We start from the raw sequence: 24,317 nt of genomic DNA, 5'->3' as shown, positions 1-24,317 counted from the left end.
AATCTACTGACTTGGTTTATTTTCAGCCCAAACAGCCGTACCTTTATAGGCAGTCTGAAAGATAAACAACCTATCTTCAGAATAAGTGACTTTTATTTCAGCTAAGCTAGGCATGTAACCTATTTTTTTATTTCTGATCGTAATATCTGACATTTCAGTTAGGCTTTGATCACTAACCATGTAATAAATAGTTTCTTCAAATGCTCCCCCGGTGATCCAAGAGAAAAGTAACTTATTATCTAAGTTTTGAATATTAAAATAACTTCTATCTCCTCCTTCACCAATGCTAGAGCCTCCAGAAGTAGTTTGCTCTGCGACAGTTATGACGTTAGAAGATACCTTTACATCTGTTAGCAAACCATCACGGCTAATTATTCTGGCTTTAATTGCCTCGTCACTCAAACCTTCACATGTACTACAATATCCCCCTTGTACCCATGAGAAAACAAAGCCATTATCGATGGGGGTTAAATCTTGGAATCGTGCAGTATTTACATTATTTTCATCTATGATTGAAGGTTCAATTTTCCTGACAACGTCAATATCAATATCATTAATAAATTTTCCATAGGTAACTATAGGGAAATCATCATTATTCGACTCTTTAGTTGACCAAGAAACTAAAATTTGATTGTTACTAATAGCCGCTTTAATCGTATTATCAATAAGACCGTCTACATATTCATGAATAGAAAATATCTCTGAAGTGACACCCGAAGTATCAATGTAACGCCCCATGATATGTTCACTGCTATTTCCTGTTTTCCAGCGCCAAGTAACTAAATATTTATCATCATCAAAAAGAATGTTTATTTCTTTGTTGTTATTACTAAGTGAAAACTCTCGTTCTAAATATAAATCTATGTATTTACTATAAAATGATACTGGAATACGAACATCATCTAAAACCACTCCCGTTTTTGAGACTCTTTTAGCAACAAGGTGTCGATCATTATAATCAGCGCCATATACAACGAGATATGAACCTTGACTGTATTTAGCATTGACATTTAAACAACCTAAAGATTTATCATCAATTAAAAATTGTTCACTAAAAGTGAGCTCCTGCGACATAATTTTGCCATAGAGCTGATATTCATTAGAATTCTGTGCTGATGGTTCACAAATCAACAATAAAAAATCATCATCTGCCTTTGTTACACTTATCTCGGTAGTCTCATGCGTTAATATACTCAGGTGCGAAGTCCGGGCAATATAGCGAGAAACTTCGATATACCGATCAAACTCTTGGGCTTCCGAAAAAAAGAAAATAGAATAGTAAACGGAGTTCACTTCCACATAACTTTGCATAAACTTTAACGCAACATCGTCAATATTCGCCGTAAATATAACCTCTGTTCCCTCAAAGCTCGAAAAGTTAATGGGCTTAGAAGAGACTTCACTTATGTTTGATAGTCCTTGCCTACTTTGAATAAAACTGTCAGTTTTTACGATAGTAATAACTTTAGGAGAAGTACCTTCGGAATAAAAAGTACTAAGTACAAGAGGCTCTGGATCAAGGCTTTGTTCTTGATACCAACTAAGAGGAATTTTTAAAGTGATCCCCCCTCTAAAAACAGCGTTATATTTGTTTGATATTTCATTTTTATATTTAATACTTTTATAATCAAGAGGAACAACGGCCACATTGGTGCTCGTACCATTAGTTTTAGTGCTGTCACTACTAGAACCTCCTCCACATCCTTGAACAGATAAAATAAATAAAACAATCGTTATTAACTTTTTCACATATATTCCTTTATAAATATATTTTTTGGTCATTAAAATACCTTAACGAAAACGACTATCTGGTTTAACCGTTTTAAGTGGCGATATATAATGAGCAAAAAGGGGATGAACGAAAAATAAAGTGTAACTTTTCTTTGTTCATTGATTTGTTATGTTGAAATTTTATCACCCTTTACAAAAAAAGTAATATAACGCTAAGCAACAATATTAACAAAAAGTTAACGTTAAATCTTTAAAAGGTCGGTTTTAATATAAATAATGTTTGTCAGGCTAACTAAGATAATAAAATAGCGGGGTTATGGTGATTCTAGTTTACTGTATGGATAATATTTACTGCTTCGTTGTCATTTTCTTTAGGTGTTTTTTGCATCTAACAAGCGATAGTTCGCCCACTGTTTTTAGCTTTATATAAAACCACATCAGCAAGTTTTATCAGATCTTCTAATTCATTCATTTGAGCATTAAAATCAGCCACACCAAAACTTGCAGTCATGTATAGAGAAAGACCATCATGTAAAACACTCAGTAAGTTCTCGCTGCGACTTTGTTGAGTGGTTTTTCAGCAATTTTAGTGTTAATCTTTTTTATCTATAAATCAAGGAAGATTAACCCTATAGTGACCACCTACAATAAAATCAAATACTTAACCTTGTTTCTTTGCTTTTTTACGCTATCAACAAGCTCACAAGAGATTACTTTTCAGCCTCATATTGAAATCGTAACCGAGCACCTGCCCCCTTTTCAAATAGATACACCCAATAAAGTAATGGGATTCGCCACAGAAATAGTCTCTTCGGCGCTGTCGAGTACACCGTACACATTCAATATCAATGTCTATCCGTGGGCGAGATCACTTAATATGGCTTTGAATAAAGAAAACACCTGTATTTATTCTATTGCCCGAACCCCAGCACGTGAAGAGCAATTTATTTGGGTAAATACCATCGCCGAGCGTAATATTTCTTTTATCGGTTTAACTGCACGAAAGCTAAGTATTACTTCATTAGAAGATGCAAAAAAACATATGATTGCCGTGATCCGTGACGATGTTACCCACCAACTTTTAGTGAAAGAAGGCTTTACAGAAGGTCTCAATTTAACTGTCGTTAATAATACTCATTCATTATTAATGCTGTTAGTTAAGCGTAAAAGTATCGATTTGATTTTAGCCGATGGATATACCATTAGGTATCGCGCTCAATTTAATAATTTAAACCCTAATTTATTTGAAAATGTTTACCAACTAAATACAAAGCCCTTAGACTATTATTTTGCCTGTAATAAAAAAACATCACCCTATATAATTGAACAGTTACGCTATGCAATTAATCAACTGAAGATAACGGGAAAGATTGATAAAATAATCAGTGAGTGGCAATATCCCGTTATAAGAGTTAATTAACTACAAAGGCTTCATTGATAATTTTAGTGCTATTAATTTTAAAAATATCAGCAACTAACGGTTAATATATGTTACTTTTCTTATCCATTGTATATTCAAAAGATTTTAAATAATGAGCCTGTGGTTGAAGGATGATTTTGCATCCAGAAAAGTAGTTTTACAGCGTGCGGTACTTTTCTCCACGGTTACCTTATTCGTTTTATTTGTATTCCAGCCTTTTGGCACCAACAACCATACTATTCCCTTCAAATTCTTACGACTTTCCGGGTATGGCTTGGTAACCTTTTGCGCGCTATTACTCTCTGGAGCATTAGAAATAGCTTCAACTCGCCTGAAGATTAACAACATATTACGTTTGATCATCATACCTTGTTTATACATTGCTATAGTTTCGGCCTTTAATCACAGCTACTTTGTCGTGGCTATTCTTGGCTCCTGGCATTGGCAAAACCAATTACTGTTTATTTTATATACTTTTGCTATTGGACTGTTTCCAATCATTTTTATGTATCTTGTCAATCGCCATGCGCAGAAAACGGCTTTACCAAGACAAGTTATCGAAACTGACAATGCAACGAATCAACAAAATGAAAATGTTATTAATAGCGAGCGAATATCAACTCAGCCATTAACCTTAACCGGTGATAATAAAGGCGACAAATTACAAGTAGCTTTATCACAGCTGTTATTTATAAAATCCGCTGACAATTACTGTGAGTTAGTCATTATTAAAGATAACAACGTTAGCTATCAATTATTACGCAGTTCACTGATCAGTATCTTAAAACAACTTCCTGTTGACTCAACGGTGATGCGCTGCCATCGATCTTATGCTGTAAACCTAGCCTTAGTAGAACTTAGCACCGGCAATGCTGGCGGTTTGAAATTAATGATGAAACCCCTTGATGTTACTATCCCCGTATCTCGTTCTTATGTAGAGACAATAAAACAAGCCTTGTCATTAGTCCCAAAAGCTTGTTAATCATCCCAATATATTGTTAGTAATACCTTTTTTATTAGCTTACCCCTAATTTATGGATATTCAATTGAGTGTTAGTCATGCTTAATTTGAAATTTAAACTTTAGTTAAGCAGGTAAATATGAATAACAAAATTAAAACACTAATAATGATCACTACCTTTATATTCTGTCGCTATAGTATGAAATACTTTTGGGGAGATACTTGGAGTGAAGCTTTACTGGCACTAGATAATCAATCACACCTTTTATTAACACCCGCGAGCTACCTCTTTATATATAGCCCCTTAGTGTTAGTGGCAAGCTTACTATTTAAGGACGTTGATTTAACTGAGATTTTAGGTCTAAAAATAGCAGGATTTCAACATTACTTTTTAGCGGCGGTTGCCTGTTGCTTGCCGATGACAATCGGTTACGCCTATTTAAGTAGCGAGTTGAACCTTGCCCTATCAGGGATAATGGTTGGCTCGGTATACGCGGGGGTGTTCGAAGAAATTATTTTTAGAGCGGTATTGTTTGGCGTTTTATTTCGATATTGCCACTTAGGATTTATACCTGCTGCCTTATTTAGTTCGGTTATCTTTGGTTTTGGGCATATATATCAAGGGCATGACCTAATGTCAGCCTTTGCAGCTTTCGCAATAACTTCGGTAGCCGGTACTTGGTTTGCATGGTTATTTTGTGAATCTGGTTATCGAATTTGGTTCCCTTTATGGATGCATATTTTCATGAATGCAGCTTACGGAATATTTGGCATGTCAGGTGGTGCAGCGGGAGACTTAGCGGGCAATATATTTAAAGCAAGCTCAATTATTTTAACTTTGCTTTACATTCATCTGCTTGTTTGCCGTGGTAAAAAGCGTGAAATAACCTTTTTAAACTTGTGGAAAAATCAGTCGACCACAAGTACAAAAGCGACATTAACCACTCAAAGTATTTAAAGGGAATTAGCTATGTTTGAATTATTTTTAGTCATGATAACACTGACATCACCGGTATTAATAATTATCTTGGTTCGCCATTACTTTCGTTACAAATCAGCAGCCAATCAACAATTATTAGCGTTACAAAAAGAAACTAATAGTCATACCGCCAGAGCAACACAAGAGAAATTAGCTATACTGGTTGAAAGAGTGATCGTACTGGAGAAAATCGTCACCGATAGCAACACCACACTTCGCCAAGAGATAAAAAAATTATAATGATGTTATTAATATCTCTGCTATACGACCTTGATTATTAAGTCGCTAACTCGACCTAAACAGTGGTATCGGTGTTGTTCGTTATTTTATCAACAAGAGTAACGCCTTAACGCTGATATTCATGGGCCTTTAAAACATCTAATGAGACAACTGTTAGTGCTTTTTGGTTGGTTGCCTCAAGCACAATAGGTGGAGCAACATTGGCTGCAATAGCGTGATACCAGCGAACAGCGCATAAACACCATTTATCACCCGCTTTTAAGCCAGGAAAATTATATTGAGAATTAGGGCTGATCAGATCATTGCCTTGTAATTTTGAGAACTGTAGAAAATCGTCGGTCATAATTGCGCAGACACTGTGGTTACCAAAGTCAACTTCGGGTACAAAACAAAACCCTTTTCGGGTATAGCCCGTATTACTACAACATAACTCTAAATCTGTACCTAATACATTCAGTTGATTGTCCATAAAGGTGCCTTGTGTTAATTAACAAAAATAAAATGGATATACCTACCATGTTAGACAAAAGTAAGCTTAGTCCAGTGAAAAATAATACCATTAAACACACGCCAGCTGGTAATTTTAGTCCAGCAGAAATCGCTAAATTTAATAAGTTCGCTGAAAGTTGGTGGGATCCAAACGGTCAATACAAAACGGCACTCGAATTCAATCGAGTACGCGTCGCGTATTTTATTGCAGAAATTTGCGCCTTCTATGGTCGCGACCCTAATCATATAGCATCGCTGCAAGGATTAAAAATTTTAGATGTTGGCTGCGGCGCAGGTCTGGTTTGCGAACCTTTAGCAAAAGCCGGAGCCACAGTGGTCGGTATAGACGTGAGTGAGGTAAGTATTGAAGTAGCAAAACGCCATGCGGTCAAATCTCAACTTGATATTGAGTATCGCCACGAACATGCGCAACATACCAGTATAAGCGATGAACATCGCTACGATGTGGTGATTAATGCGGAAGTCATCGAGCATGTTCCCAACCAAAAAGACTTGGTAAAACAGTGTAGCCAATTATGCAAAGTGGGTGGCTGTGTGGTAATGGCAACGCTAAATCGCACGATTAAATCCTACCTAGTAGGCATTCTTGGCGCTGAATATATTATGCGTTATTTACCTATAGGTACACACAGCTGGCGTGCCTTTGTAACACCACTTGAATTAAACACGATGGCGACGCTAGCACATATGCACTTGGTGACAGAAATAGGCATGACCTACAGTCTCCTAACCAAAACTTGGCGTACAACCTCAAGTTTAGAAGTCAATTATGTACAACTATATAAACATCTAGCAACCAGTTAGCCTTTCGATAATATCGGCTATAAAAAATAGACAGTCGCTTATTTATTTAGCCAACAATTACCTGATAATAAATGTAAAAGTGTCAACACATTCACCCTGCTAAGCAATACAAAGCTCAATAGCAGGTCAATAGCAGGTCAATAGCAGGTCAACAGGGTAGTGCCCCCTAATGATACAAAAACACCAAGTTTGGACAGATACCTGCTGCCTTATTTACTAAAAAATCGTAATCTTCCCTTGCAATAACACTCGTTTTATTATTAATACAATACTAATAGGTAAACACTGTGCAATAGAGTAAGTATCAATATCTTAATTTTCCTTCAATCAAAATTGGCTAGAAAGCCGATATGAATAATATAGTTAAGCAAGCGATTGTTGCTCTATTATTGTTTGTATTCTCATGGGCAAGTTATGCTCAGCAACTGAGATTTGTTACAGAAGATTTACCCCCCTTTCATTTTATGGGCGCAGATAACAAACCGGCTGGAGCTTTAGTTGATGTTATTGAAGCTTTAATGATTAAAACTCAGCTTTCTGCTCAAATCGAGTTTATACCTTTTGCACGTAGTTATGATTTAGCCTTAAATAATAAAGATATTTTTATGCTCTCTTTAATGAAGAGTACTGACCGCAAAGATCTTTTCCAGTGGGTTGGTCAAATATTTAAGAGCAAAGCTTTTTTGGTGGGTCTTCGCAACCGCGAAGATATCAATATTAGTAATATTGAAGAGGCAAAGTCGTTTGTCGTGGGTACAATCCGTGGCTATCACTCGGAGCAATATTTAAAAAACATAGGCTTTCTAGAGCAAAAAAATTTACATTTGTCCGTTAGTTATAAACATATGTGGAGCATGCTCTTTGAACAACGAATAGACTTTATTTTAACAAACTTTATTGCAGTAGATAGAGAAATGAAGAGTATTGGGTTTAACAAAGATGACATTAAACCTTTTATTGAACTACATGACTTTCCTGGCGATCTTTTCATCGCGACTGGACTTAAAACAGCAGATAAAACAGTGACTATTTTATCTGCTGCATTACAACAAATAAAAGCCGATGGCACCTATAAAAATATTATGGATAAGTGGGGTTTATAAGTAGCATAAATGCTATTCAACCAATCCATTTCTGCTCTAGTAACCATGAGGTCCTTGAAATCAAGCCTCAAGGAATGGCAGTTTATTACTTAGACATAGTTTATCAAATTTTAGGCCTAGTGATCAGGCCCAGCTTTTTACAAAGATGAACGACAGGATATTGTTCATAATCTCCGTAATCGTTTATTTCACCACAGAGCTTTAATCAGCAAGGTTATAATTTAGCTGTTGGCGTGCTAATTGTTAGATTAGCACGTAGCAAATTAATACGGGTTCATTTTTCAAAGCCAACACTTAATGTTTTTCTGATGACTTAAATAGTCATAAAATTCAAATTTCTATTTTTAATACATTGTTGTTTGAGATGTTGTTAGAAGAAAATAAAGGCCATAAGTCATGATAAAAAAAATACGGAAATTAATTATCTCCTTTATTCAAATAGCTGCTGTGTTAATGGTAAATATGGCAATGGCAGCAAACAGCGAAAAAAACCATTATGAAGCCGCACTTCAAGCTTATAACCAAGGAAAGATTGAAACAGCTTATATTCATTTAAAAAATGCTTTGCAGCAAAGTGAACGTAATTTACCGGCCAAATTATTACTCGCTAAGGTTTTAATAGATAAAAATTCTTACCCTGCTGCTGAGCAAGAACTCAATGATCTACTTGCTCAAGGTGTTGATAATAATTTGATTGTTTTTCCACTTGGTGAGAGCATTTTAAATCAAGGTAAGTTTGATCAAGCTTTAACATTTGCCAGTAAGATGACGCTAAAAAAAGAAGGAGAGTTAGCGTATAACCAAATAAAAGCACGAGCTTATATTAGCTTAGATGACCTAGAAAACGCCAAAATAACCTACCAAAGTATCCTTACTCTGTATGCCAATAATATTGACGCATTATTAGGGTTAGCAACAGTTTATATTTATCAAAAAAATAATATCAAAGCTAAGGTACTGCTTACTAAAGCGAACAAAATTGCGCCTAATAACGAAATACTCTGGCAATTAAAAGGTCATCTTGCTCGTAGTGATGGTCAATTTAATGATGCTATTAACTACCTAACTAAAGCGAATGAACTGAATCCGAAGAATATTGAAACGTTGCGAATTTTAATCGGCTGTTATGTCGATATTCAAAACTTTAACATGGCTAATCAGGTTGCAGATAAAGTACTTGAGACCGCAGAAAATGACCCTCAAACAACATTTATGAAAGCTCTCATTTTAAAAGAGCTTAACCAAGTAGAATTATCAAAAAAAGTGCTTGTTGAACTCAGTAATCAATTATCTAAGCTTGATGAGTCATATCTCCTTTCTCAGCCGCAATTATTATTGCTTGATGCCATGAGCAGTTATGCTCAAGAAAATTGGATACAAGCTGAAAGTAAATTCAAAAGATATCTAAGTCAAAGCTCTACTCAAACTGAAATGAGTGAGATTATGCTGCTTGCTGATGTTTACCAGCAACAGCAAGAACCAAAACATGCCTTATTATTACTCGAAAAGAATGAGAAAGATCTGATCTTCAATAAACAGTACGCCTTGATATTAGCTGGTTTATATCTTAAATTTGACCAAAATTATAAAGCTGATTTTGTTTTATCAAAACTGCGCGTTGATTACCCTACAGATGAAGCGGTGTTGATTCTCTCAGCCAATGTACTAGAAGGCTCTGGCCGTATTGAGCAAGCGCTTGCTTTATTAGAAGATGCAAATATCAAAGGGGGTGAAAGTTATCAATACGCGTTGTCACTGTTGTCATTAAGGGTAGGAGCTTTCCAAAAAAGCTTAAATTATATAACACCATTAATCGATACTTATCCAGAGAATGTCAGCTATCATTTGATAACTGCACAAATATTGATTGAATTACAACAATTTAGCCAAGCCCAAAAAATTATAGAAAGATTGTATTTAAAGCAGCCACAAAATAGTGAAATCAGTACCAGTTATGCATTATTACAACTTAATCTTGGCAAACTAGACTTAGCAAGAAAGATATTGAGCGATGTGCTAAATAAAAATAAAAATAATAATCAAAGTGCATTATTACTTGCCAAAGTTGAATATCGTCTTGGTAATAAAGAGGCCGCTATTGCTGGGCTTGAGCAGCAAGCTAAAATACCATCAGTAAAGACAGTTGCACTGACTGAGTTAACGAATATTTATATTGCTGAACAACAATGGCAAGATGCACTGTTAGTTATTGACCAAATGTTGCGGGATAACAGACTAAACATTCAGGCTTTATTTAAAAAAGCTGAAGTATTATTATCATTAGATCAACCGAAAAAGTCTCAACGTAAATTAGATATATTGGCGGGATTGGTTGATGAAAATGTGCCACTATTAATGAAACTAAGTCGACTACAGCTAAAAGTAGAAGACTTTGCTGGCGCAGAGTATAGCCGGGAAAAAGCCTTTAAATTTGCGCCTAATTCATTACCCATTGTTATTGAACTTATTAAGATTAAAATTCAATTAAATAAAATTAACGAAGCCATTGAGTTACTTGCACAAACTCAACAAAGAATACCTAAAGACAATGTCGAGCTTACTATTTTACAAGGCGATATTTATAATGCTGGCAATAATAAGCCTCAAGCTTTTAATTCATACTTAAAGGCGGTTAAGCAAGATCATACTAATTTAACGGCTTTAAGTAAGTTATATCAAATCAGTAAAACAGCCTCTTTGTCAGAAAAATTTATTGCCGAATTAAATAACCTTATCACTGAATATCCTCAATTGTTATTGCATCGTCATTTGTTGGCGGATCATTTGCTAGAAAATAAACACTTTGAAAAAGCAAAAAAACAATATCAAATACTGCTTAAAAATAATATACCACCAACAAAAAGAGCGTTAGCACTGAATAATTTAGCGACTATTTATATTAGAGATAAGAACTTTACTATGGCAATAGAAACCGCTAAACAAGCTTTGAACCTTGACCCTAGAATGCCTTCCATTATAGATACTATTGGCTGGGCATTGGTTTTATCTGAAGAGTTAGATTTGGGTCTATCTTACTTAAGACAGGCATTCAGCTTATCTTCCACTAGCCCAGATATTCAATACCATATTGCTTATGCCCTAGCAAAGTTGCAACGTATCCATGAGGCAAAAAAAGTATTAATTAAATTAATAGCTTTACCTGATGATTTTGAAGAACATCAATTGGCTCAACAATTATTTGATAAATTAGAAAAAAAATAAACAAAATTTACAGCAACTTAACAACTAAAGGTAATTATATTTACAATTAAACGTGCATTTATTGTACAAATGCCCTGCTCCCACCTATTATATATTGTGTAAAGTATACAACTTATGGATTAAGTTTTTTCGTCTGAAATTTTAAGATATATGACATGGAGTCTATTATGCAGCGCCTTACTCACCTCTTTTTTATCTTAATGATAATCTTAGTTTCTAGTGCAAACGCAAGTTTTCACCCTCTGCTAGATTCAGATCTCAATGATCTATCAGTCTATGCAAACGGTACAATAACAATGGCTGATGGTGTGATTACTCATGGTAATATGCAGGCCCTCACTACAATAACATTAGCGGCCAATGGCCAAGTTGGTGGGAATATTGAGGCTGGTTCTACAGCAACCCTAAGCGATAATGTTATTGTCGCTGGCTATATAGAAGCGAGCACTACCGCAACGCTAGGTGCCGATGTAAACGTTATGGGTAAGGTTCAAACGGGTACCACAGCAACCTTCGGCGCCAATGTGTATGTTGATGGAAATATTGAAGCAGGAAGCACAGTAACGTTAGAGCAAAATGCAGAGGTTATGGGGAATGTTGTAGCAGGAAGTACAGTGACCATAGCTGCGGGGTCACATATTCATCAAAATGTTGATGCCGGAACTACCGCAACCATTGCTGCTAATGTTATTATTGATGGTGGACCAGCTACCAGCGACTCATCAAAAGCCCCACCTCCTGCTCCTGTCGTTACCAGTAAAGAAAATCAAATTACCACGGTGCAAGCCGAGCTAAAAGCATTGGTAACCGATGGAGAACTAGATTGGGATGATTTTGGCGACAACGATGAGTCACTCGTCGCTGGCGTCTATAATTCTGTTAATTATCTCACTATTGCCGCAGGAAAAACACTCACCTTAGATGGCAATGGTATGGATGGCTCTTGGGTTTTCAACATCGCCAAGAATCTAAGCTTTGGCATTGACTCCAAGGTCGTATTATTAAACGTCACCGATAACAGCAGTATTCTTTGGAACGTAGTGGGAGAAGGCACAACAGGCTTCACATCACTTGGGGCAGGTGCAGAAGTTAGAGGTCATATTCTTTCTAAGGGAGCCATTGATGGCGGGGCTATTTCTTTAGTAGCAGGTATAGGTGACAGTTGTGGTGGTGTTTTTTCAGCAACCAGTACCGTCACATTTGCCGCAGATAGTATCATTGGACATCAAGGTTGCGGAGCAGTTGACGTACCTGAGCCTGCCACTATTTGGTTATTAGGTTTAGGTATATTTATGATAGTGAATAGAAAGCACAGATAAATGAGAGTTGTGGTGGTGTTTTTTCAGTAAGCAGTACCGTCGCATTTGCTGCAACAATCAGTATCATTGGACATCAAGGTTGCGGAGCAGTTGACGTACCTGAGCCTGCCACTATTTGGTTATTAGGTTTAGGTTCAGGTTTAAACATAGCTATGATAGTGAATAGAAAGCACAGATAAATGAGAGTTGTGGTGGTGTTTTTTCAGTAAGCAGTACCGTCACATTTGCTGCAACAATCAGTATCATTGGACATCAAGGTTGCGGGGCGGTTGACGTACCTGAGCCTGCCACTATTTGGTTATTAGGTTTAGACATAGCTATGATAGTGAATAGAAAGCACAGATAACCTTTGAATATTTAAAAATAGCCCTTAAGTGGCCTTTATATTTGTGCTAACTATGCATTTTGGCTATGGCTCGTTTTACTACATTATTTAACAAGACAGTTATAATTGTGATCTGCCTGCATCACATCTCGCTAACCTTTTTGTGCATCATGTTAACCTATTGACGTATTATGTTAACTTATGAACATATCACCTGCTTTGTAATAAAAAACAAAAGAACTTAATTACAATAACTTACGATATAAATATTCAAATAACAAACAACACACCGTCTTATCTGCTATTATACAGTTGTACAATTCTTGGAATAAGTTTTTTTGTTCTATAAAAATTAAGTTTTTTTATATGCTGAACGCTCAGCTATATGAAATGGTGTCTAATTTGAAACTTATCAATTCAATCCTCTGTATTGTGGTGTTATTTGCTGTGTCTGACGCACAAGCGAGTTTTCAACCTTTGCTAGGCTCAGAACTAAATAACCAGTCGCTTTATGCCAGTGGTTATATAACCATGGGCGCACGAACAACTATTGGTGGCAATATCCAAAGTGCTACGGCGATAACACTAGCAGCTGATGCAATTGTCGGTGGTAACGTTGAGGCTGGAACCGCAGTAACACTTGGCGCAGCTGCCGGTGTCGATGGCTATATTCAAAGTACAACAACCGTTACCCTAGGCGCTTCTGCTGTTGTCGACGGCTCTATTATTGCAGGTACCACAGCAACTATTGGTGCGAGTGCAAAAGTTGATGGCGAGCTAAGCGCTGGCACAACAGTAACCATAGCGGCAACCGTTGAGGTTGGCGGCGATGTTTTGGCTGGCAGCACAGTAACCGTTGGTGCAGGCTCACTTTTCGGGGGCGATGTTGATGCTGGAACCACCACCACTATTGGTGCAAGTGTTGAAATCGTTGGCGCGCTTACTGCTAATTCTTTGAAAATGGTTGCACTGCCCACCATCGTTGATAGTCAGGAAGTGCTTATTACGTCTGTGCAACAAGATATAAAAGACATGGGTACAGGAACAGAACTTGTATCCACCACTTTTGGCACCAACGACGAAACACTTGAAGCGGGTATTTACAGCACAATAAATTATTTAACCATCGCGATAGGTAAAACCTTAACGCTTGATGGTAAAGGTATCGATGGCTCTTGGATTTTTAATATCGCCAACTATCTGACCTTCTCTGCAAACTCAACAGTGATATTGAAAGATGTTACCGATAACAGCACTATTATCTGGAATGTTCTTGGCGATAAAACCGGCTCAGCAGGTTACACACAACTCGGCGCCGGCGCTGAGGCTAGAGGTTATATTTTTGCTAGAGGTTTTGTTCAAACAGGTGCTGATTCAATGATAGCGGGCATAGGCGATGATTGTGGCGGCGCTTATTCAGCAAGTAATTTTATTGAATTTGGTGCTGATACTGTTATTGGTAAAAAAGATTGTACCAATGGCGAGTCCAGAGCTTCTGCAGATAGCATTGCCGTCACTCAAGTTCCCGAGCCTGCAACACTGTGGTTATTCGCTCTAGCACTTTTCGGTTTGGCAATTAAAGCGCAACGTAAAAAAACGTAAATTCAGTATCACCAATAAAAAAGGCTCCTTTGGGAGCCTTTTTTATTTGGGTCTTTGATTAATTTATGATCTTAACGTTAGTGTAACCAAGGCAATACCGTGATCGGTACTTTCGCCATCTCGTTCAAAGATAGGATTAATTAAATGTCGATCATAGGTGTCGTACGCACTGACCTGATAAAGACTATCGTGATAACTAGCGTCAAAATCACATGATAATAATATATAATCAAGTACTGAGCTGCTCGCACCAAAATAATGTGTCGGAGTGCGCTGTATTTTTTCCTCTTGATGAGTTTCATTTTTCACTGCAACTTGAAATAAATCCCAAGCATCTTGCAAGCAATATTTAGCAAGATAGGCATCACGGTCAATGGCCGAAACAAAGCGTAGGGTGTTAGTCAGTAGATGACTTAGCACACCATCAGTTAAGGTATTATTGAAGTCGCCCATTAATACCATTGGCTGACCGGTAGTCTCACGCCGCGCTATTATTTCAATCATTAATAACGCCGCTTCACTGCCACGTTGTATCGTTGAGCCCCAACCACCTGCCACTTGTGCTTTTAGGCTTTCAATAATGGTTTGCTCTGGCGTGCGACTTATATTTTTATCATCGACTTCAATCATAGAGCGCTTAGATTTAAAGTGCACAACATAACAATCACAGTTACCCATATGAGGCACATCAACTGTTGCCCTTAACACTTTTCGGCTAAAAGAGAATTTATCAGTTAAACCTAATGATAGTGCAAGCTCAGTGTTTGCTTTTACCGCAGCAACTTCAACAATAGGGTAACGAGATGCTATGGCAACAACAGGACGTTTGTAAATAAAATCATCTATCACTTGAGGTTCATCAACCACGGCAAAATAACAATAGCCCTGCTCTGCAACTAATTGCTCTAGAGACTCAGGACTAAAGACTTCTTGGAAGCCAATAATGTCAGGTTGATATTCACGTAAATATTCAGCAATCCAATGTTGCTTTTTACGCCACTGCTCAGCACTATAAATTCGTTCAAATTCATAGAAAGCATTGGGCGGTTCAAGGTAATTAAACAAATTAAAGGTAGCTATTTTAAGCTGTAAATTTGATACAGCTATAGAAGGCAGTATGGGATCTATTTCTTCTGGGGCTTTTTTATCTGGATAGTCGATAATGTTAACTCTAATAAACGTTGAACTGTGAGTATACCTGAGATAAAAAATTAAAAACCAACAAGATAAATTACCATTTAGTTAACAGCTTACTTACGTCACTTTTTGCTGTCTTTGATAACTTCTGTATTAATGCAAAAGGTACAAACTCGTGGTTAATTTTTTCTTCAATATCATCAAGCATCAACAACCACAATTTTGCCGTCATCTCAGCATCAAATAACGCCCGATGAAAAGCCCCATCAGATGGAATATTTTTATAACGAATAAGCGTACCTAATTTATGATTAGGTGCATCTATATTGATTCTGCGAGAGACAAGTAATGAACAAATAAATTGCCCAAAGTATTTTCGATTAATATTATTAAGCTCAGCGTCCAAGAATTTTTGATCAAAGGAAGCATTATGGGCAAGTAAATTATCATCACCCAGAAAATCGGCAAATTCTGCCATCACTTCACCACAAGAGCCGACCTTAGCAAGCATCTGATTAGATATTCCGGTGTATTGCTCAATAAAACCACTGATCCTAAAACCAGGATTCATTAATGATTGAAATTTATCGGTAACCTTACCGTCTACAATTCTAACCGCACCTATCTCTATCGCTCTATCACCTTGATTGGGTGATAGTCCTGTGGTTTCAAAATCAAGTACCACTAACGAATTGGCATTTTCATGCATCTAAGTTAACCCTATAAATTTATGCAGCGCTGATTTTAACGGCTATATTTCAAAATGAAAGTAATCATTACTCGTAAGCAATGTTAAATTATTCTGTTCAATAATCAACTTAGAAACTATACTGTATAAAAACACAGGTGAGATTTAAGTAATGAAAGTTATTCCTATTTACATTGAAGCAGGTATTTCAGGGTTTGAATCACCCGCAGCCGAATATAAAGAACTGGGGTTATCATTAGATAAACTTCTTATTAGGCATCCTAATGCCACATTTATTGGCCAAGCATCTGGTGAGTCCATGCAGGGTGTGGGCATTTTTGATGGTGATTTACTTATCGTTGATCGCTCACTCACCGCCAGAAATGGTGATGTCATCGTGGCAAATTACAATGGCTGCTTTGTCTGTAAGTTGATTGATAAAAAGCAAGCTCGGCTGTTATCAGCGTCTAAAGATTTTGCGCCAGTTAGCATCAAGCCCGAAGACGACTTTCAATTAGAAGGTATTGTTACTCGCTCTATTCGACTCCATCATCAAGCTCCTGAATTAACCGCATGTATGCATTAGTTGATGCAGTATCTTTTTATGCCAGCGCAGAAAAAGTCTTCGACCCGAGCATAAGAAACAAGCCCGTTGTTGTTTTAACGAATAACGACGGCTGCATTTGTGCTGTTTGTCCTATTGCTCGACGGCTGGGTATTCCAAAATTCACCCCCTATTTTCAGATAAAGGACTTACTACATAAGCATGGTGTAGTGGTACGCTCTTCCAACTACGAGCTATATGCTGACTTAAGTGAAAGAATGATGAATGTTATTGCTAGGTATTGTGATGACCAATATATTTACTCAATTGATGAGTCATTTTTACATTTTAAAAAATATAGTGGCGTTATTAAAGATTGGCACCAATACGGCCATGAAATAAGACGTGCTATTTGGAAAGAAACCCGGTTACCGGTGGGAGTTGGCTTTGGCACAACATCAACCTTAGCTAAAGCAGCAAATCATGCAGCTAAAAAACTTGACGGTTACCAGGGTGTTGCCATTATTGATAACGCGCAAAGTGCGAAAGAAATATTAGAAAAAATGGCGGTAAATGAGGTTTGGGGGATTGGTAATAAAATATCTCAGCGACTAAAACAGCAAAATATTAGCACAGCTCATCAATTATCAATGCAGTGCCCTAAAATTATGCGCAAGCAATTTAGTGTTATCACTGAACGTACGGTTAACGAATTAAAGGGGATTAGCTGTTTAAGCTGGGATGATGTAAAAGCACCTAAACGGGAAATATTCTCTACACGTAGTTTTGGTCAACGTATTGTAGATATACATACATTACAAGCAGCCTTAATCACCCATAGTACGATAGTCGCTAAAAAAGTAAGGCGTCAGTCTTCACTTATCAAAAAACTGCTCGTGTTCGCTTCAAGCTCCCCCCATGATGAAAATTATTATAAACAAACAATGGTTTATACTTTTCCTTTAGCAACAGATAATAGTTGTGATATTGCTACAGCGGTCAGCTTAATACTCGCTGAAATATTTATACCCGGTGTGCATTTTTATCGTTGTGGTGTCGGTGCAATCGCCTTGGAAAGCAGACAACATCAACAAGCTGATTTATTTTTATCTGATCATTCAAACCCAATACTAATGAATTGTCTTGATAGTATTAATAGTCGTTACGGTAAGGGGACATTGACCTTGGGCGCAGAGGGAAAATCAGACTCCTGGCAAATGAAACGGCACTTTTTAAGTCCACAGTACACAAGTAACTGGCGAGACATACCCAAAATTAGTTGCTAAACAAATGAAAAAACACTTTTTAAGTCAACAACACAAGAGTAACCACAAGTAACTGGCAAGACATTCCCAAAATTAGCTGCTAGGCAAATGAAAAAACACTTTTAAGCCAACAACACAAAGGTAACCACGAGTAACTGGCAAGACATCCCCAAAATTAGCTGCTAGGCAAATGAAAAACACTTTAAAACCAACAACACAAAGGTAACCACGAGTAACTGGCAAGACATCCCCAAAATTAGTTGCTAGGCAAATGAAAAACACTTTTTAAGCCAACAACACAAAGGTAACCACGAGTAACTGGCAATACATCCCCAAAATTAGCTGCTAGGCAAATGAAAAACACTTTTTAAGCCAACAACACAAAGGTAACCACGAGTAACTGGCAAGACATTCTCAAAATTAGTTGTTAGTGTTATTCGTAAGTTTAGCCACTGTAACCTTGAACTCATAATATTTAAGGATAAAGTTGCTAGTGATATAAAATGTCAAAGGGCTACCACCTTAAAAGATGTTCATCCCCCACTTTAATGCGTCGTAATAACAATTTAACAGTCTAGTTTCAGAAATTTTATTACTGCCAATACAACGAGTAACACGCTTACTCGTTGATACTTCATAATGCTTAGCCAATGTTAATAGTTCTGACAATTCACCTTGTTGCTCAGATAACGCCAGTTTGATATCAGATGAAAAAAGAAAACTCTTTACAATATCTGCCATGGGTAAATTTAATATGGCATCTAAATTACTCAATATTCCGGTTAGAAAAGCTTTTTCATTAAGGTGACTGAATGATTTTTCTTTCGTTATGAGTTCCATCATTTTAGCGCGTACTAAAGACTCGATAAAAAGTTCTGGTGAACTTTCAGATGATAATGCTGACATTGATATAATTGCAACATACGGCTTTATTTTATCTGTTCCTAAGTAGGTAATAGCTTGCTTAATAGAAGTGATTTCAATATTGCCACACTCTGCGGCACTGTTTACCAACTTTAATATACCGCTCACTAACGTTACATCACGGCTAATAATTTCAGTCAGTTGGTTGAAGTCTAAGTGTGGTTTGTAAGCTTCTAAAAAAAGTTGAATTAAATTAATTTTTAGAGGAGATATAGACGTGCCGGACTTTATCTCGGGTTTGTGAAAAAAGTAGCCTTGATAATAGTCTATAGCTAGCGCTTTAAATTGTTGGTACTGCTGATTCGTTTCAATGCGTTCAGCAATTATTTTTATATGACTATTAGTTGATAATAGGCGTTTTTTCAGCCCTTCTATTTGAGTGAAAGTAACCTGTTCAATGTCAACTTTAATAATAGAGATATATGGAAAAAACACTTCCCATTTACTTTCGAAATTATAATTATCCAACGCAATGACATAACCCTTTTTATGAAGTTGAGCAACATTGAAAACGAGTTCATCAGAGATGTTAACTGTTTCAATAATTTCAACCACGATATTTTTTGGGTTAAAGAGCAAAGGCGATTTTTGTAATAAGGTAAACTCATCAAAATTAATAAAGGCCAATTTTCCAAGGCAAACATCGGCTAAATCACCCAATATATGGTTTTGAAGTATAACTTTTGAGGTTGCTTTTTCTGGAGAATCCCCATTAAATACATTCTCTAAACTGTCTCTAAAGAGTAATTCATAACCGATAGTTTTAAGATTTATATCTAAAATCGCTTGCCTTGCGATGAAAGTGTTTAATACTATTTCCATTAATCAAACCTATGAGATTTCGTCCTTTAATAGTAGTTGCTCTTCCTAGAAAATCTATGTAAATACTTATAAAACATAATAAAACCTATCAACGTATGGTTAGTTAGGTGTACAGTGACAGCAGACTAAAAAACACGCATTGAAAGATTAAAACGAGTCGATAAACTTTAATCTTGTCAATTCAGTGAACAGGCTGAATTTATTAGTATTCAAATAATAAACAATATTACAGCAGTAGCCGTAAACACCTTATTTATTAGCAATTAACCTCAATTTAAATGATAAAGTTGATATTAATGCAGACAAATCAATGAAGAATATATGTGTGATATAAAATTAACACTTCAAAACGAAGATAAAGATTTATTAATGACCATCACGCCTGTTAAAGGACAGCCAAAAGCTAACTTAAAAAAACTACAAACAACATTCAAATTATCTACATATTCTACTTTTTTACTGATTGACGGGGCGATGGAGTTACTACTAGCAGAAGTGGCTAAAAGTGATGAGAGTGATGAGAGTGATGAATCAAAAGCGACGACAGGTATAAGTTCAATCATAGCAAATGCTGTTGATGCGAATTTAAAGGTCACGTTGGGGCCTGAAAATATGTTAGCTACATTAGAATTTACCGCAGCTTATGGTGGTAAAACCATTGAAAATACTGATGTTATTAATGTATTAAAAGAAAACAATATAACCAAGGGTATCATTAAAGAAAACATCATCAATATTGTAAAAGAGGGGCAGTTACTTCAAGGAGGTAAAAGTATATCTACCGAAATAGCAAAAGGTAAAATGAGCAGAAATGGAAAGGATGGTTACGTAAAATATTTAGTCGATAACCCCGCAGAGCAAATTATGTGTCCTAAGAAGCTCGAAAATGGCAATGTAGATATGCGTGAATTAGGTAATTTAATTCATGTAAAAGCAGGTAAAAAATTAGCTAAGCTAATACCACCAACCGATGGTATTAAAGGCTTTGATGTAACCGGAGCGGCTATAGATGCAGTATCAGGTGAAACATGTTTTTTAGAGGAGTCTGAAGGTTCGTCTTTTTTAGATGAAAACAACAACATTCTTGTTGCTGCTATTGATGGTATGCCCAAGTATTTAGATAATAGTGTCGCTGTGCATAAGTTACTGGAAATTGAAAATATAGATGTTGGCACCGGAAACATTCGTTTTGATGGCTCTATTTATGTGCAAGGCAATGTTTGTGAAGGTATGCAATTATCCGCAACTGAAGACATCGTCATTGGTGGGTTAGTTGAAACCGCTTCAATTTCTGCAGGCGGCAATATATCGATTGCACTGGGCATTATTGGTCGACAAATATCAGACAAAAATAAGTTAAAAAACAGTACAGTGATCAAAGCAGATGGAGATATTAGCGCGCAGTTTGCACAATATGTCGATTTTTTTTGTAAAAAAGATATTAACATTACACAATATATTTCTCATAGCCACATTACAGTTGAAGGTGATTTATGGGTGGGTAATATCGCTAATGACAAAGCGGATGGAAAGTTGTTTGGTAGCCATGTACTCACAGGAGGTTCCGTTCATATAGGCACTCTTGGTTCAGCTTGTGGCGCAATGACCTATTTAAATTTCAATTATTGGCCCAAAACTGTCGAAGAATTAAGAATAAGTGCAGACGAAGCAAACTATAAAATAATTAGGCGCTTACCTAGAATATATAAATTATTACGAAAGGCTAACGACCTAGATAACGAAAATACTAAACAGATAAATCGTATTACCCATGCATTAAAGCAGCACTTATACTTGTTAGGTAAACTCAATAAAGAATGGCTAGAAAAAGCGAATAATATCAATGAGCATTTAGCGATTTTTGAGCTAACAGCTTATCAGTCAATACTTTCGGGTGTAAATATTGAAGTCGCCAATAAAAACTATGCTTTTAAGCGTGACCATGAAGCCACACAGATAAAGTGGCTTGAAAATAAAATCAGTATAGAGCCAATAGTTAATTAATTGAAATAACTTAAATGAATTAACCTTCGAACACCATACTGATTCACTAGAGAAACCTTAGATTTTTAAATATTTATCCATGTATAATCCTAGAACATTAATGACTCAGCAATAAATCACCGGGTTCACCACAGACATTGCTCAAATTAATGAACAGCACAGCCATCACTTTATAAGTTCTGCATGCGCTTTTTTAATCTCTCTAAATCAATCGCGTTTGAGCGTACTGTAAGTTTAATGTGACTATACTCATAGTCTTCCTTGGTAACACTCATGCTCGATCGAATTTCACCTATGATACCTTTAGCGGTATAAGGAATAATAATCTCATCTTCAATCATATCGTCCTGCGCTGCGTTAACAATATATTTATGCAGCTTAGTGATATCAAGAGGATTTCGAGTAGAGGTGATCATAGCATCAGGAAACTCTTCCATCAGTGCTTGTTGTTGCTCAATACTAAGTTGATCAGATTTGTTGAGTACCAGTAATTTCTTACTGTCTTCAACACCGACTTCTGCCAGTACTTCGTGCACAACATCGAGTTGTGAACGAAAGGAAGCATCCGAAGCATCAACCACATATAAGAGTAACGAAGCATCATGAGCTTCGGCTAAGGTTGAATGGAATGAGGCAACCAAATCGTGCGGCAACTTTTTAATAAATCCAACCGTGTCTGACACTAATATCCGTGGTTGTGTGGCTGGGTATAGTGCACGAACTGTGGTATCAAGTGTTGCAAAAAGTTTGTTTTCGCCAACAACATCACTACCGGTAATCGCTCGCATCATTGATGATTTACCCGCATTGGTATATCCCACCAATGCCACACAAAAAAGCTCAGAACGTTGAGTACGTCGGCCTTTCATTTCATGTTGAACACTGACCAATTCGCGTTTAAGGTCGGCTAATTGGTCGCGTACTGCTCGGCGGTTAAGTTCAAGCGTTGTTTCACCTGCACCTTTACCCATCTGACGTTCTTTATCACCACATGATGTTTCACGAAGTCGTGGTGCTACATAATTAAGACGAGCAATTTCAACTTGTAGTTTTGCTGTTTTAGTACGCGCATGACGACTAAATATTTCAATAATAATACCGGTGCGATCAAACACCTCTACGCCTAACTGATTTTCGACGTTACGCAGTTGAGATGGACTTAAGTCACAATCGAAGACCACGACATCTGCACAACCAAAAGGCAGGTTTTCTGATGGGATATCTGAAGGCACAGCAGAAATGTCAGTTTCATCGAGTAAATCATCAGCGTCATCTAAGCCTTCAACGACACCCTGGTTACCCGTAAGGTGAGCTATTTCAGCTAATTTCCCCAAGCCCAGTACATTAACTTTCTTAGTCGAACTCTGCTTTTGAGATTGAGTGCCAACCACTTTGAAGCCAAGTGTTGTCACTAAGCGCGCAAGCTCTGCAAGTGATTCTGTTGCTTCATCACCTTTAAAGTGCGGTGTGCAAATAGAAATAAGTAAAGCGTTAGTAAGTGATGCTTTTGCTGTTAGTTGCATAATTATTTATGTTAGTGCACCTGAAGTGCAAACCTAAGTTTTTATCTAAAGTAGTGTTATCCTACGCTGTTATAGCTAAGCTTTATAGGGCAATGGCAGACTAAATAGCGAGTTTATTTTAGTTGATAAGAAATCACTGAATGATGTCGGTAGCAGATCCCGCGATTAAGAGAATAAACGCGGCTTAGTATGATGCACGCGATTATGATTCACCGCCAACTAAAAGCCTAAAACTTGCTGTAATCTATTAATAAAAGATTAATAATATCAACAGATTTAAATTACCTTATTTACTATTATTTAACTACACTCTTAATCAATGAACAATTAGTTGTGGTGTTATATTCATGTCAAAAATATTAAGCGGCCTACTTTTTACCTATCTACTTTTATTCTCAACGGTGTCAACGGCGCAGCAAGTCATAAAAGTGGGTGTAGGTAACTTTCCTCCTTATTTTATTGAAAAAGGCACACAAGGCTTATTTGTTGAAATCATTGATGAAATATTCAAAAAGCTGCCACAATATAAAGTGCAATACATCCCCATGAGTAATAACCGGATCTTACATGAAATTAACTATGGTAAGTCAATTGATGTTGCTTCTAATATTTTTCCCAGTTCAAAAGTAAAAGCCTACTTATCAGAGCCAGTGTTTCGCTTTAGAGATGTAGCAGTTTCGAAAAAGTCAGCTCAGTTAATTATTAATAATATAAGTGACTTGCAAGGAAAGTCTATTGCCGCATACCAAGGAGCTACAGAGCTGCTTGGTGAAAAATTTAAGAATATAGCAAAAGAAAATACAAAATATTCAGAGCATGCCCACCCTAAAGAGACCACTCAACTGATGCTTTCTGGAGAAAATGTGATTAGAGTCGGTGATATCAACGTATTTTGGTATGATTTGAATAATAAATATTATAGTGATGAAGCGAGCATAGCCCGTAACAATTTTACCGTACATTATTTATGGCCCTTTACCTACTCGAATATGGCTTTTAAAGACAAGTCACTAAAAGATGCGGTAAATAAAGTGATCAAAGAATTAAAACAAAATGGCTCAATAGAAAAAATTTATGCAAGCCATGAAATGCAAAAGTAAGTTGCAGGGACTTATGATGACTCAATAACAATGCTTTATATTACGCAATAGAGACAAGGTAGAGTATCTTATATTTCAACTCAATTGCTGTAAT

The 24,317-nt window shown here is 36.6% G+C and carries 21 protein-coding genes and 1 pseudogene; 15 read left to right on the top strand and 7 right to left on the bottom strand.

Features of this window, described 5'->3' with window-relative positions:
- Positions 1 to 3: 3 nt before the first annotated feature.
- Both H4J76_RS13935 and H4J76_RS13930 read right to left on the bottom strand, forming a co-directional pair.
- The gene (locus tag H4J76_RS13935; protein ID WP_182230826.1) at positions 4 to 1,782 is read right to left on the bottom strand and encodes a hypothetical protein; all 1,779 of its coding nucleotides are present in this window, start codon (positions 1,780 to 1,782) and stop codon (positions 4 to 6) included.
- Between the two features lie 337 nt (positions 1,783 to 2,119).
- Positions 2,120 to 2,287, bottom strand: a pseudogene (locus H4J76_RS13930) (diguanylate cyclase domain-containing protein); the annotation flags it as partial.
- A 78-nt stretch (positions 2,288 to 2,365) separates the two neighbouring features.
- Here H4J76_RS13930 and H4J76_RS13925 point away from each other — a divergent pair.
- The 4 genes from H4J76_RS13925 to H4J76_RS13910 all read left to right on the top strand — a co-directional run bounded on the left by H4J76_RS13925 (position 2,366) and on the right by H4J76_RS13910 (position 5,331).
- Positions 2,366 to 3,151, top strand: a complete 786-nt coding sequence (locus H4J76_RS13925) for an ABC transporter substrate-binding protein (RefSeq protein ID WP_182230825.1) — start codon at positions 2,366 to 2,368, stop codon at positions 3,149 to 3,151.
- A gap of 112 nt (positions 3,152 to 3,263) precedes the next feature.
- Positions 3,264 to 4,133 (top strand): LytTR family DNA-binding domain-containing protein, encoded by an 870-nt coding sequence (locus tag H4J76_RS13920; RefSeq protein WP_182230824.1) that lies wholly within the window; start codon positions 3,264 to 3,266, stop codon positions 4,131 to 4,133.
- Between the two features lie 118 nt (positions 4,134 to 4,251).
- Positions 4,252 to 5,070: a CPBP family intramembrane glutamic endopeptidase gene (locus H4J76_RS13915; protein ID WP_182230823.1), complete on the top strand. Its 819-nt coding sequence runs from the start codon at positions 4,252 to 4,254 to the stop codon at positions 5,068 to 5,070.
- A 12-nt stretch (positions 5,071 to 5,082) separates the two neighbouring features.
- Complete coding sequence (locus tag H4J76_RS13910; RefSeq protein WP_182222325.1) at positions 5,083 to 5,331, top strand: hypothetical protein; 249 nt, start codon at positions 5,083 to 5,085, stop codon at positions 5,329 to 5,331.
- Positions 5,332 to 5,437: 106 nt separating this feature from the next.
- Here the strand turns inward: H4J76_RS13910 and H4J76_RS13905 are convergent, their stop codons facing one another.
- On the bottom strand, positions 5,438 to 5,800 hold the full coding sequence (locus H4J76_RS13905; protein ID WP_182169595.1) for a DUF2237 family protein: 363 nt from the start codon (positions 5,798 to 5,800) through the stop codon (positions 5,438 to 5,440).
- An 11-nt stretch (positions 5,801 to 5,811) separates the two neighbouring features.
- On the opposite strand from H4J76_RS13905, the gene ubiG reads away from it, so the two are divergent.
- The 7 genes from ubiG to H4J76_RS13870 all read left to right on the top strand — a co-directional run bounded on the left by ubiG (position 5,812) and on the right by H4J76_RS13870 (position 14,216).
- On the top strand, positions 5,812 to 6,645 hold the full coding sequence (gene ubiG, locus H4J76_RS13900) for a bifunctional 2-polyprenyl-6-hydroxyphenol methylase/3-demethylubiquinol 3-O-methyltransferase UbiG (protein WP_310734076.1): 834 nt from the start codon (positions 5,812 to 5,814) through the stop codon (positions 6,643 to 6,645).
- Positions 6,646 to 6,995: 350 nt separating this feature from the next.
- On the top strand, positions 6,996 to 7,748 hold the full coding sequence (locus H4J76_RS13895; RefSeq protein ID WP_182230822.1) for an ABC transporter substrate-binding protein: 753 nt from the start codon (positions 6,996 to 6,998) through the stop codon (positions 7,746 to 7,748).
- Between the two features lie 396 nt (positions 7,749 to 8,144).
- The gene (gene prsT / locus H4J76_RS13890) at positions 8,145 to 10,970 is read left to right on the top strand and encodes an XrtA/PEP-CTERM system TPR-repeat protein PrsT (protein ID WP_182230821.1); all 2,826 of its coding nucleotides are present in this window, start codon (positions 8,145 to 8,147) and stop codon (positions 10,968 to 10,970) included.
- Between the two features lie 167 nt (positions 10,971 to 11,137).
- Positions 11,138 to 12,289: an ice-binding family protein gene (locus H4J76_RS13885; protein ID WP_182230820.1), complete on the top strand. Its 1,152-nt coding sequence runs from the start codon at positions 11,138 to 11,140 to the stop codon at positions 12,287 to 12,289.
- Positions 12,286 to 12,468 (top strand): PEP-CTERM sorting domain-containing protein, encoded by a 183-nt coding sequence (locus H4J76_RS20305; protein ID WP_182230847.1) that lies wholly within the window; start codon positions 12,286 to 12,288, stop codon positions 12,466 to 12,468. The genes H4J76_RS13885 and H4J76_RS20305 overlap by 4 nt, the downstream gene beginning before the upstream one ends.
- Positions 12,465 to 12,635, top strand: coding sequence for a PEP-CTERM sorting domain-containing protein (locus H4J76_RS20300; protein WP_182230846.1), 171 nt, complete (start codon positions 12,465 to 12,467; stop codon positions 12,633 to 12,635). Before H4J76_RS20305 ends, H4J76_RS20300 begins: the two co-directional genes overlap by 4 nt.
- A 381-nt stretch (positions 12,636 to 13,016) precedes the next feature.
- On the top strand, positions 13,017 to 14,216 hold the full coding sequence (locus H4J76_RS13870; protein WP_259367748.1) for an ice-binding family protein: 1,200 nt from the start codon (positions 13,017 to 13,019) through the stop codon (positions 14,214 to 14,216).
- A 63-nt stretch (positions 14,217 to 14,279) separates the two neighbouring features.
- Here the strand turns inward: H4J76_RS13870 and H4J76_RS13865 are convergent, their stop codons facing one another.
- Positions 14,280 to 15,281 carry an endonuclease/exonuclease/phosphatase family protein gene (locus tag H4J76_RS13865; RefSeq protein WP_259367749.1) on the bottom strand — a complete coding sequence of 334 codons (1,002 nt, stop codon included), beginning with the start codon at positions 15,279 to 15,281 and terminating at the stop codon, positions 14,280 to 14,282.
- 166 nt (positions 15,282 to 15,447) lie between these two features.
- Positions 15,448 to 16,062, bottom strand: a complete 615-nt coding sequence (locus tag H4J76_RS13860; RefSeq protein ID WP_182230818.1) for a PolC-type DNA polymerase III — start codon at positions 16,060 to 16,062, stop codon at positions 15,448 to 15,450.
- Between the two features lie 151 nt (positions 16,063 to 16,213).
- On the opposite strand from H4J76_RS13860, the gene H4J76_RS13855 reads away from it, so the two are divergent.
- Together H4J76_RS13855 and H4J76_RS13850 are read left to right on the top strand one after the other, a co-directional pair.
- Positions 16,214 to 16,627: a LexA family transcriptional regulator gene (locus H4J76_RS13855; protein ID WP_146801079.1), complete on the top strand. Its 414-nt coding sequence runs from the start codon at positions 16,214 to 16,216 to the stop codon at positions 16,625 to 16,627.
- Positions 16,615 to 17,871, top strand: a complete 1,257-nt coding sequence (locus tag H4J76_RS13850) for a Y-family DNA polymerase (protein WP_182230817.1) — start codon at positions 16,615 to 16,617, stop codon at positions 17,869 to 17,871. The genes H4J76_RS13855 and H4J76_RS13850 overlap by 13 nt, the downstream gene beginning before the upstream one ends.
- Before the next feature lie 501 nt (positions 17,872 to 18,372).
- On the opposite strand, the gene H4J76_RS13845 is transcribed toward H4J76_RS13850, so the two are convergent.
- Positions 18,373 to 19,596 (bottom strand): EAL and HDOD domain-containing protein, encoded by a 1,224-nt coding sequence (locus H4J76_RS13845; protein WP_182230816.1) that lies wholly within the window; start codon positions 19,594 to 19,596, stop codon positions 18,373 to 18,375.
- 321 nt (positions 19,597 to 19,917) lie between these two features.
- On the opposite strand from H4J76_RS13845, the gene H4J76_RS13840 reads away from it, so the two are divergent.
- Complete coding sequence (locus H4J76_RS13840; RefSeq protein WP_182230815.1) at positions 19,918 to 21,600, top strand: DUF342 domain-containing protein; 1,683 nt, start codon at positions 19,918 to 19,920, stop codon at positions 21,598 to 21,600.
- Positions 21,601 to 21,770: 170 nt separating this feature from the next.
- Here the strand turns inward: H4J76_RS13840 and hflX are convergent, their stop codons facing one another.
- Positions 21,771 to 23,123: a GTPase HflX gene (hflX, locus tag H4J76_RS13835; protein ID WP_070374388.1), complete on the bottom strand. Its 1,353-nt coding sequence runs from the start codon at positions 23,121 to 23,123 to the stop codon at positions 21,771 to 21,773.
- Positions 23,124 to 23,470: 347 nt separating this feature from the next.
- On the opposite strand from hflX, the gene H4J76_RS13830 reads away from it, so the two are divergent.
- Entirely contained in the window at positions 23,471 to 24,223 is a 753-nt protein-coding gene (locus H4J76_RS13830) for an ABC transporter substrate-binding protein (RefSeq protein WP_182230814.1), read from the top strand.
- The last annotated feature ends 94 nt before the right edge of the window (positions 24,224 to 24,317 follow it).

This window comes from Colwellia sp. BRX9-1 (assembly GCF_014077195.1).
In the GTDB taxonomy this organism is placed as follows: domain Bacteria; phylum Pseudomonadota; class Gammaproteobacteria; order Enterobacterales; family Alteromonadaceae; genus Colwellia_A.
The sequence above is the reverse complement of the archived record's forward strand: the minus strand, read 5'-3'. Positions and strand labels throughout refer to the sequence as shown.

Coding starts and splice junctions, on each gene's coding strand:
- H4J76_RS13935 (WP_182230826.1), bottom strand. CDS start 1,782: ATGACCAAAAAATATATTTATAAAGGAATATATGTGAAAAAGTTAATA.
- H4J76_RS13920 (WP_182230824.1), top strand. CDS start 3,264: ATGAGCCTGTGGTTGAAGGATGATTTTGCATCCAGAAAAGTAGTTTTA.
- H4J76_RS13915 (WP_182230823.1), top strand. CDS start 4,252: ATGAATAACAAAATTAAAACACTAATAATGATCACTACCTTTATATTC.
- H4J76_RS13910 (WP_182222325.1), top strand. CDS start 5,083: ATGTTTGAATTATTTTTAGTCATGATAACACTGACATCACCGGTATTA.
- H4J76_RS13905 (WP_182169595.1), bottom strand. CDS start 5,800: ATGGACAATCAACTGAATGTATTAGGTACAGATTTAGAGTTATGTTGT.
- H4J76_RS13895 (WP_182230822.1), top strand. CDS start 6,996: ATGAATAATATAGTTAAGCAAGCGATTGTTGCTCTATTATTGTTTGTA.
- prsT (WP_182230821.1), top strand. CDS start 8,145: ATGATAAAAAAAATACGGAAATTAATTATCTCCTTTATTCAAATAGCT.
- H4J76_RS13885 (WP_182230820.1), top strand. CDS start 11,138: ATGCAGCGCCTTACTCACCTCTTTTTTATCTTAATGATAATCTTAGTT.
- H4J76_RS13860 (WP_182230818.1), bottom strand. CDS start 16,062: ATGCATGAAAATGCCAATTCGTTAGTGGTACTTGATTTTGAAACCACA.
- H4J76_RS13855 (WP_146801079.1), top strand. CDS start 16,214: ATGAAAGTTATTCCTATTTACATTGAAGCAGGTATTTCAGGGTTTGAA.
- H4J76_RS13850 (WP_182230817.1), top strand. CDS start 16,615: ATGTATGCATTAGTTGATGCAGTATCTTTTTATGCCAGCGCAGAAAAA.
- H4J76_RS13845 (WP_182230816.1), bottom strand. CDS start 19,596: ATGGAAATAGTATTAAACACTTTCATCGCAAGGCAAGCGATTTTAGAT.
- H4J76_RS13840 (WP_182230815.1), top strand. CDS start 19,918: ATGTGTGATATAAAATTAACACTTCAAAACGAAGATAAAGATTTATTA.
- hflX (WP_070374388.1), bottom strand. CDS start 23,123: ATGCAACTAACAGCAAAAGCATCACTTACTAACGCTTTACTTATTTCT.
- H4J76_RS13830 (WP_182230814.1), top strand. CDS start 23,471: ATGTCAAAAATATTAAGCGGCCTACTTTTTACCTATCTACTTTTATTC.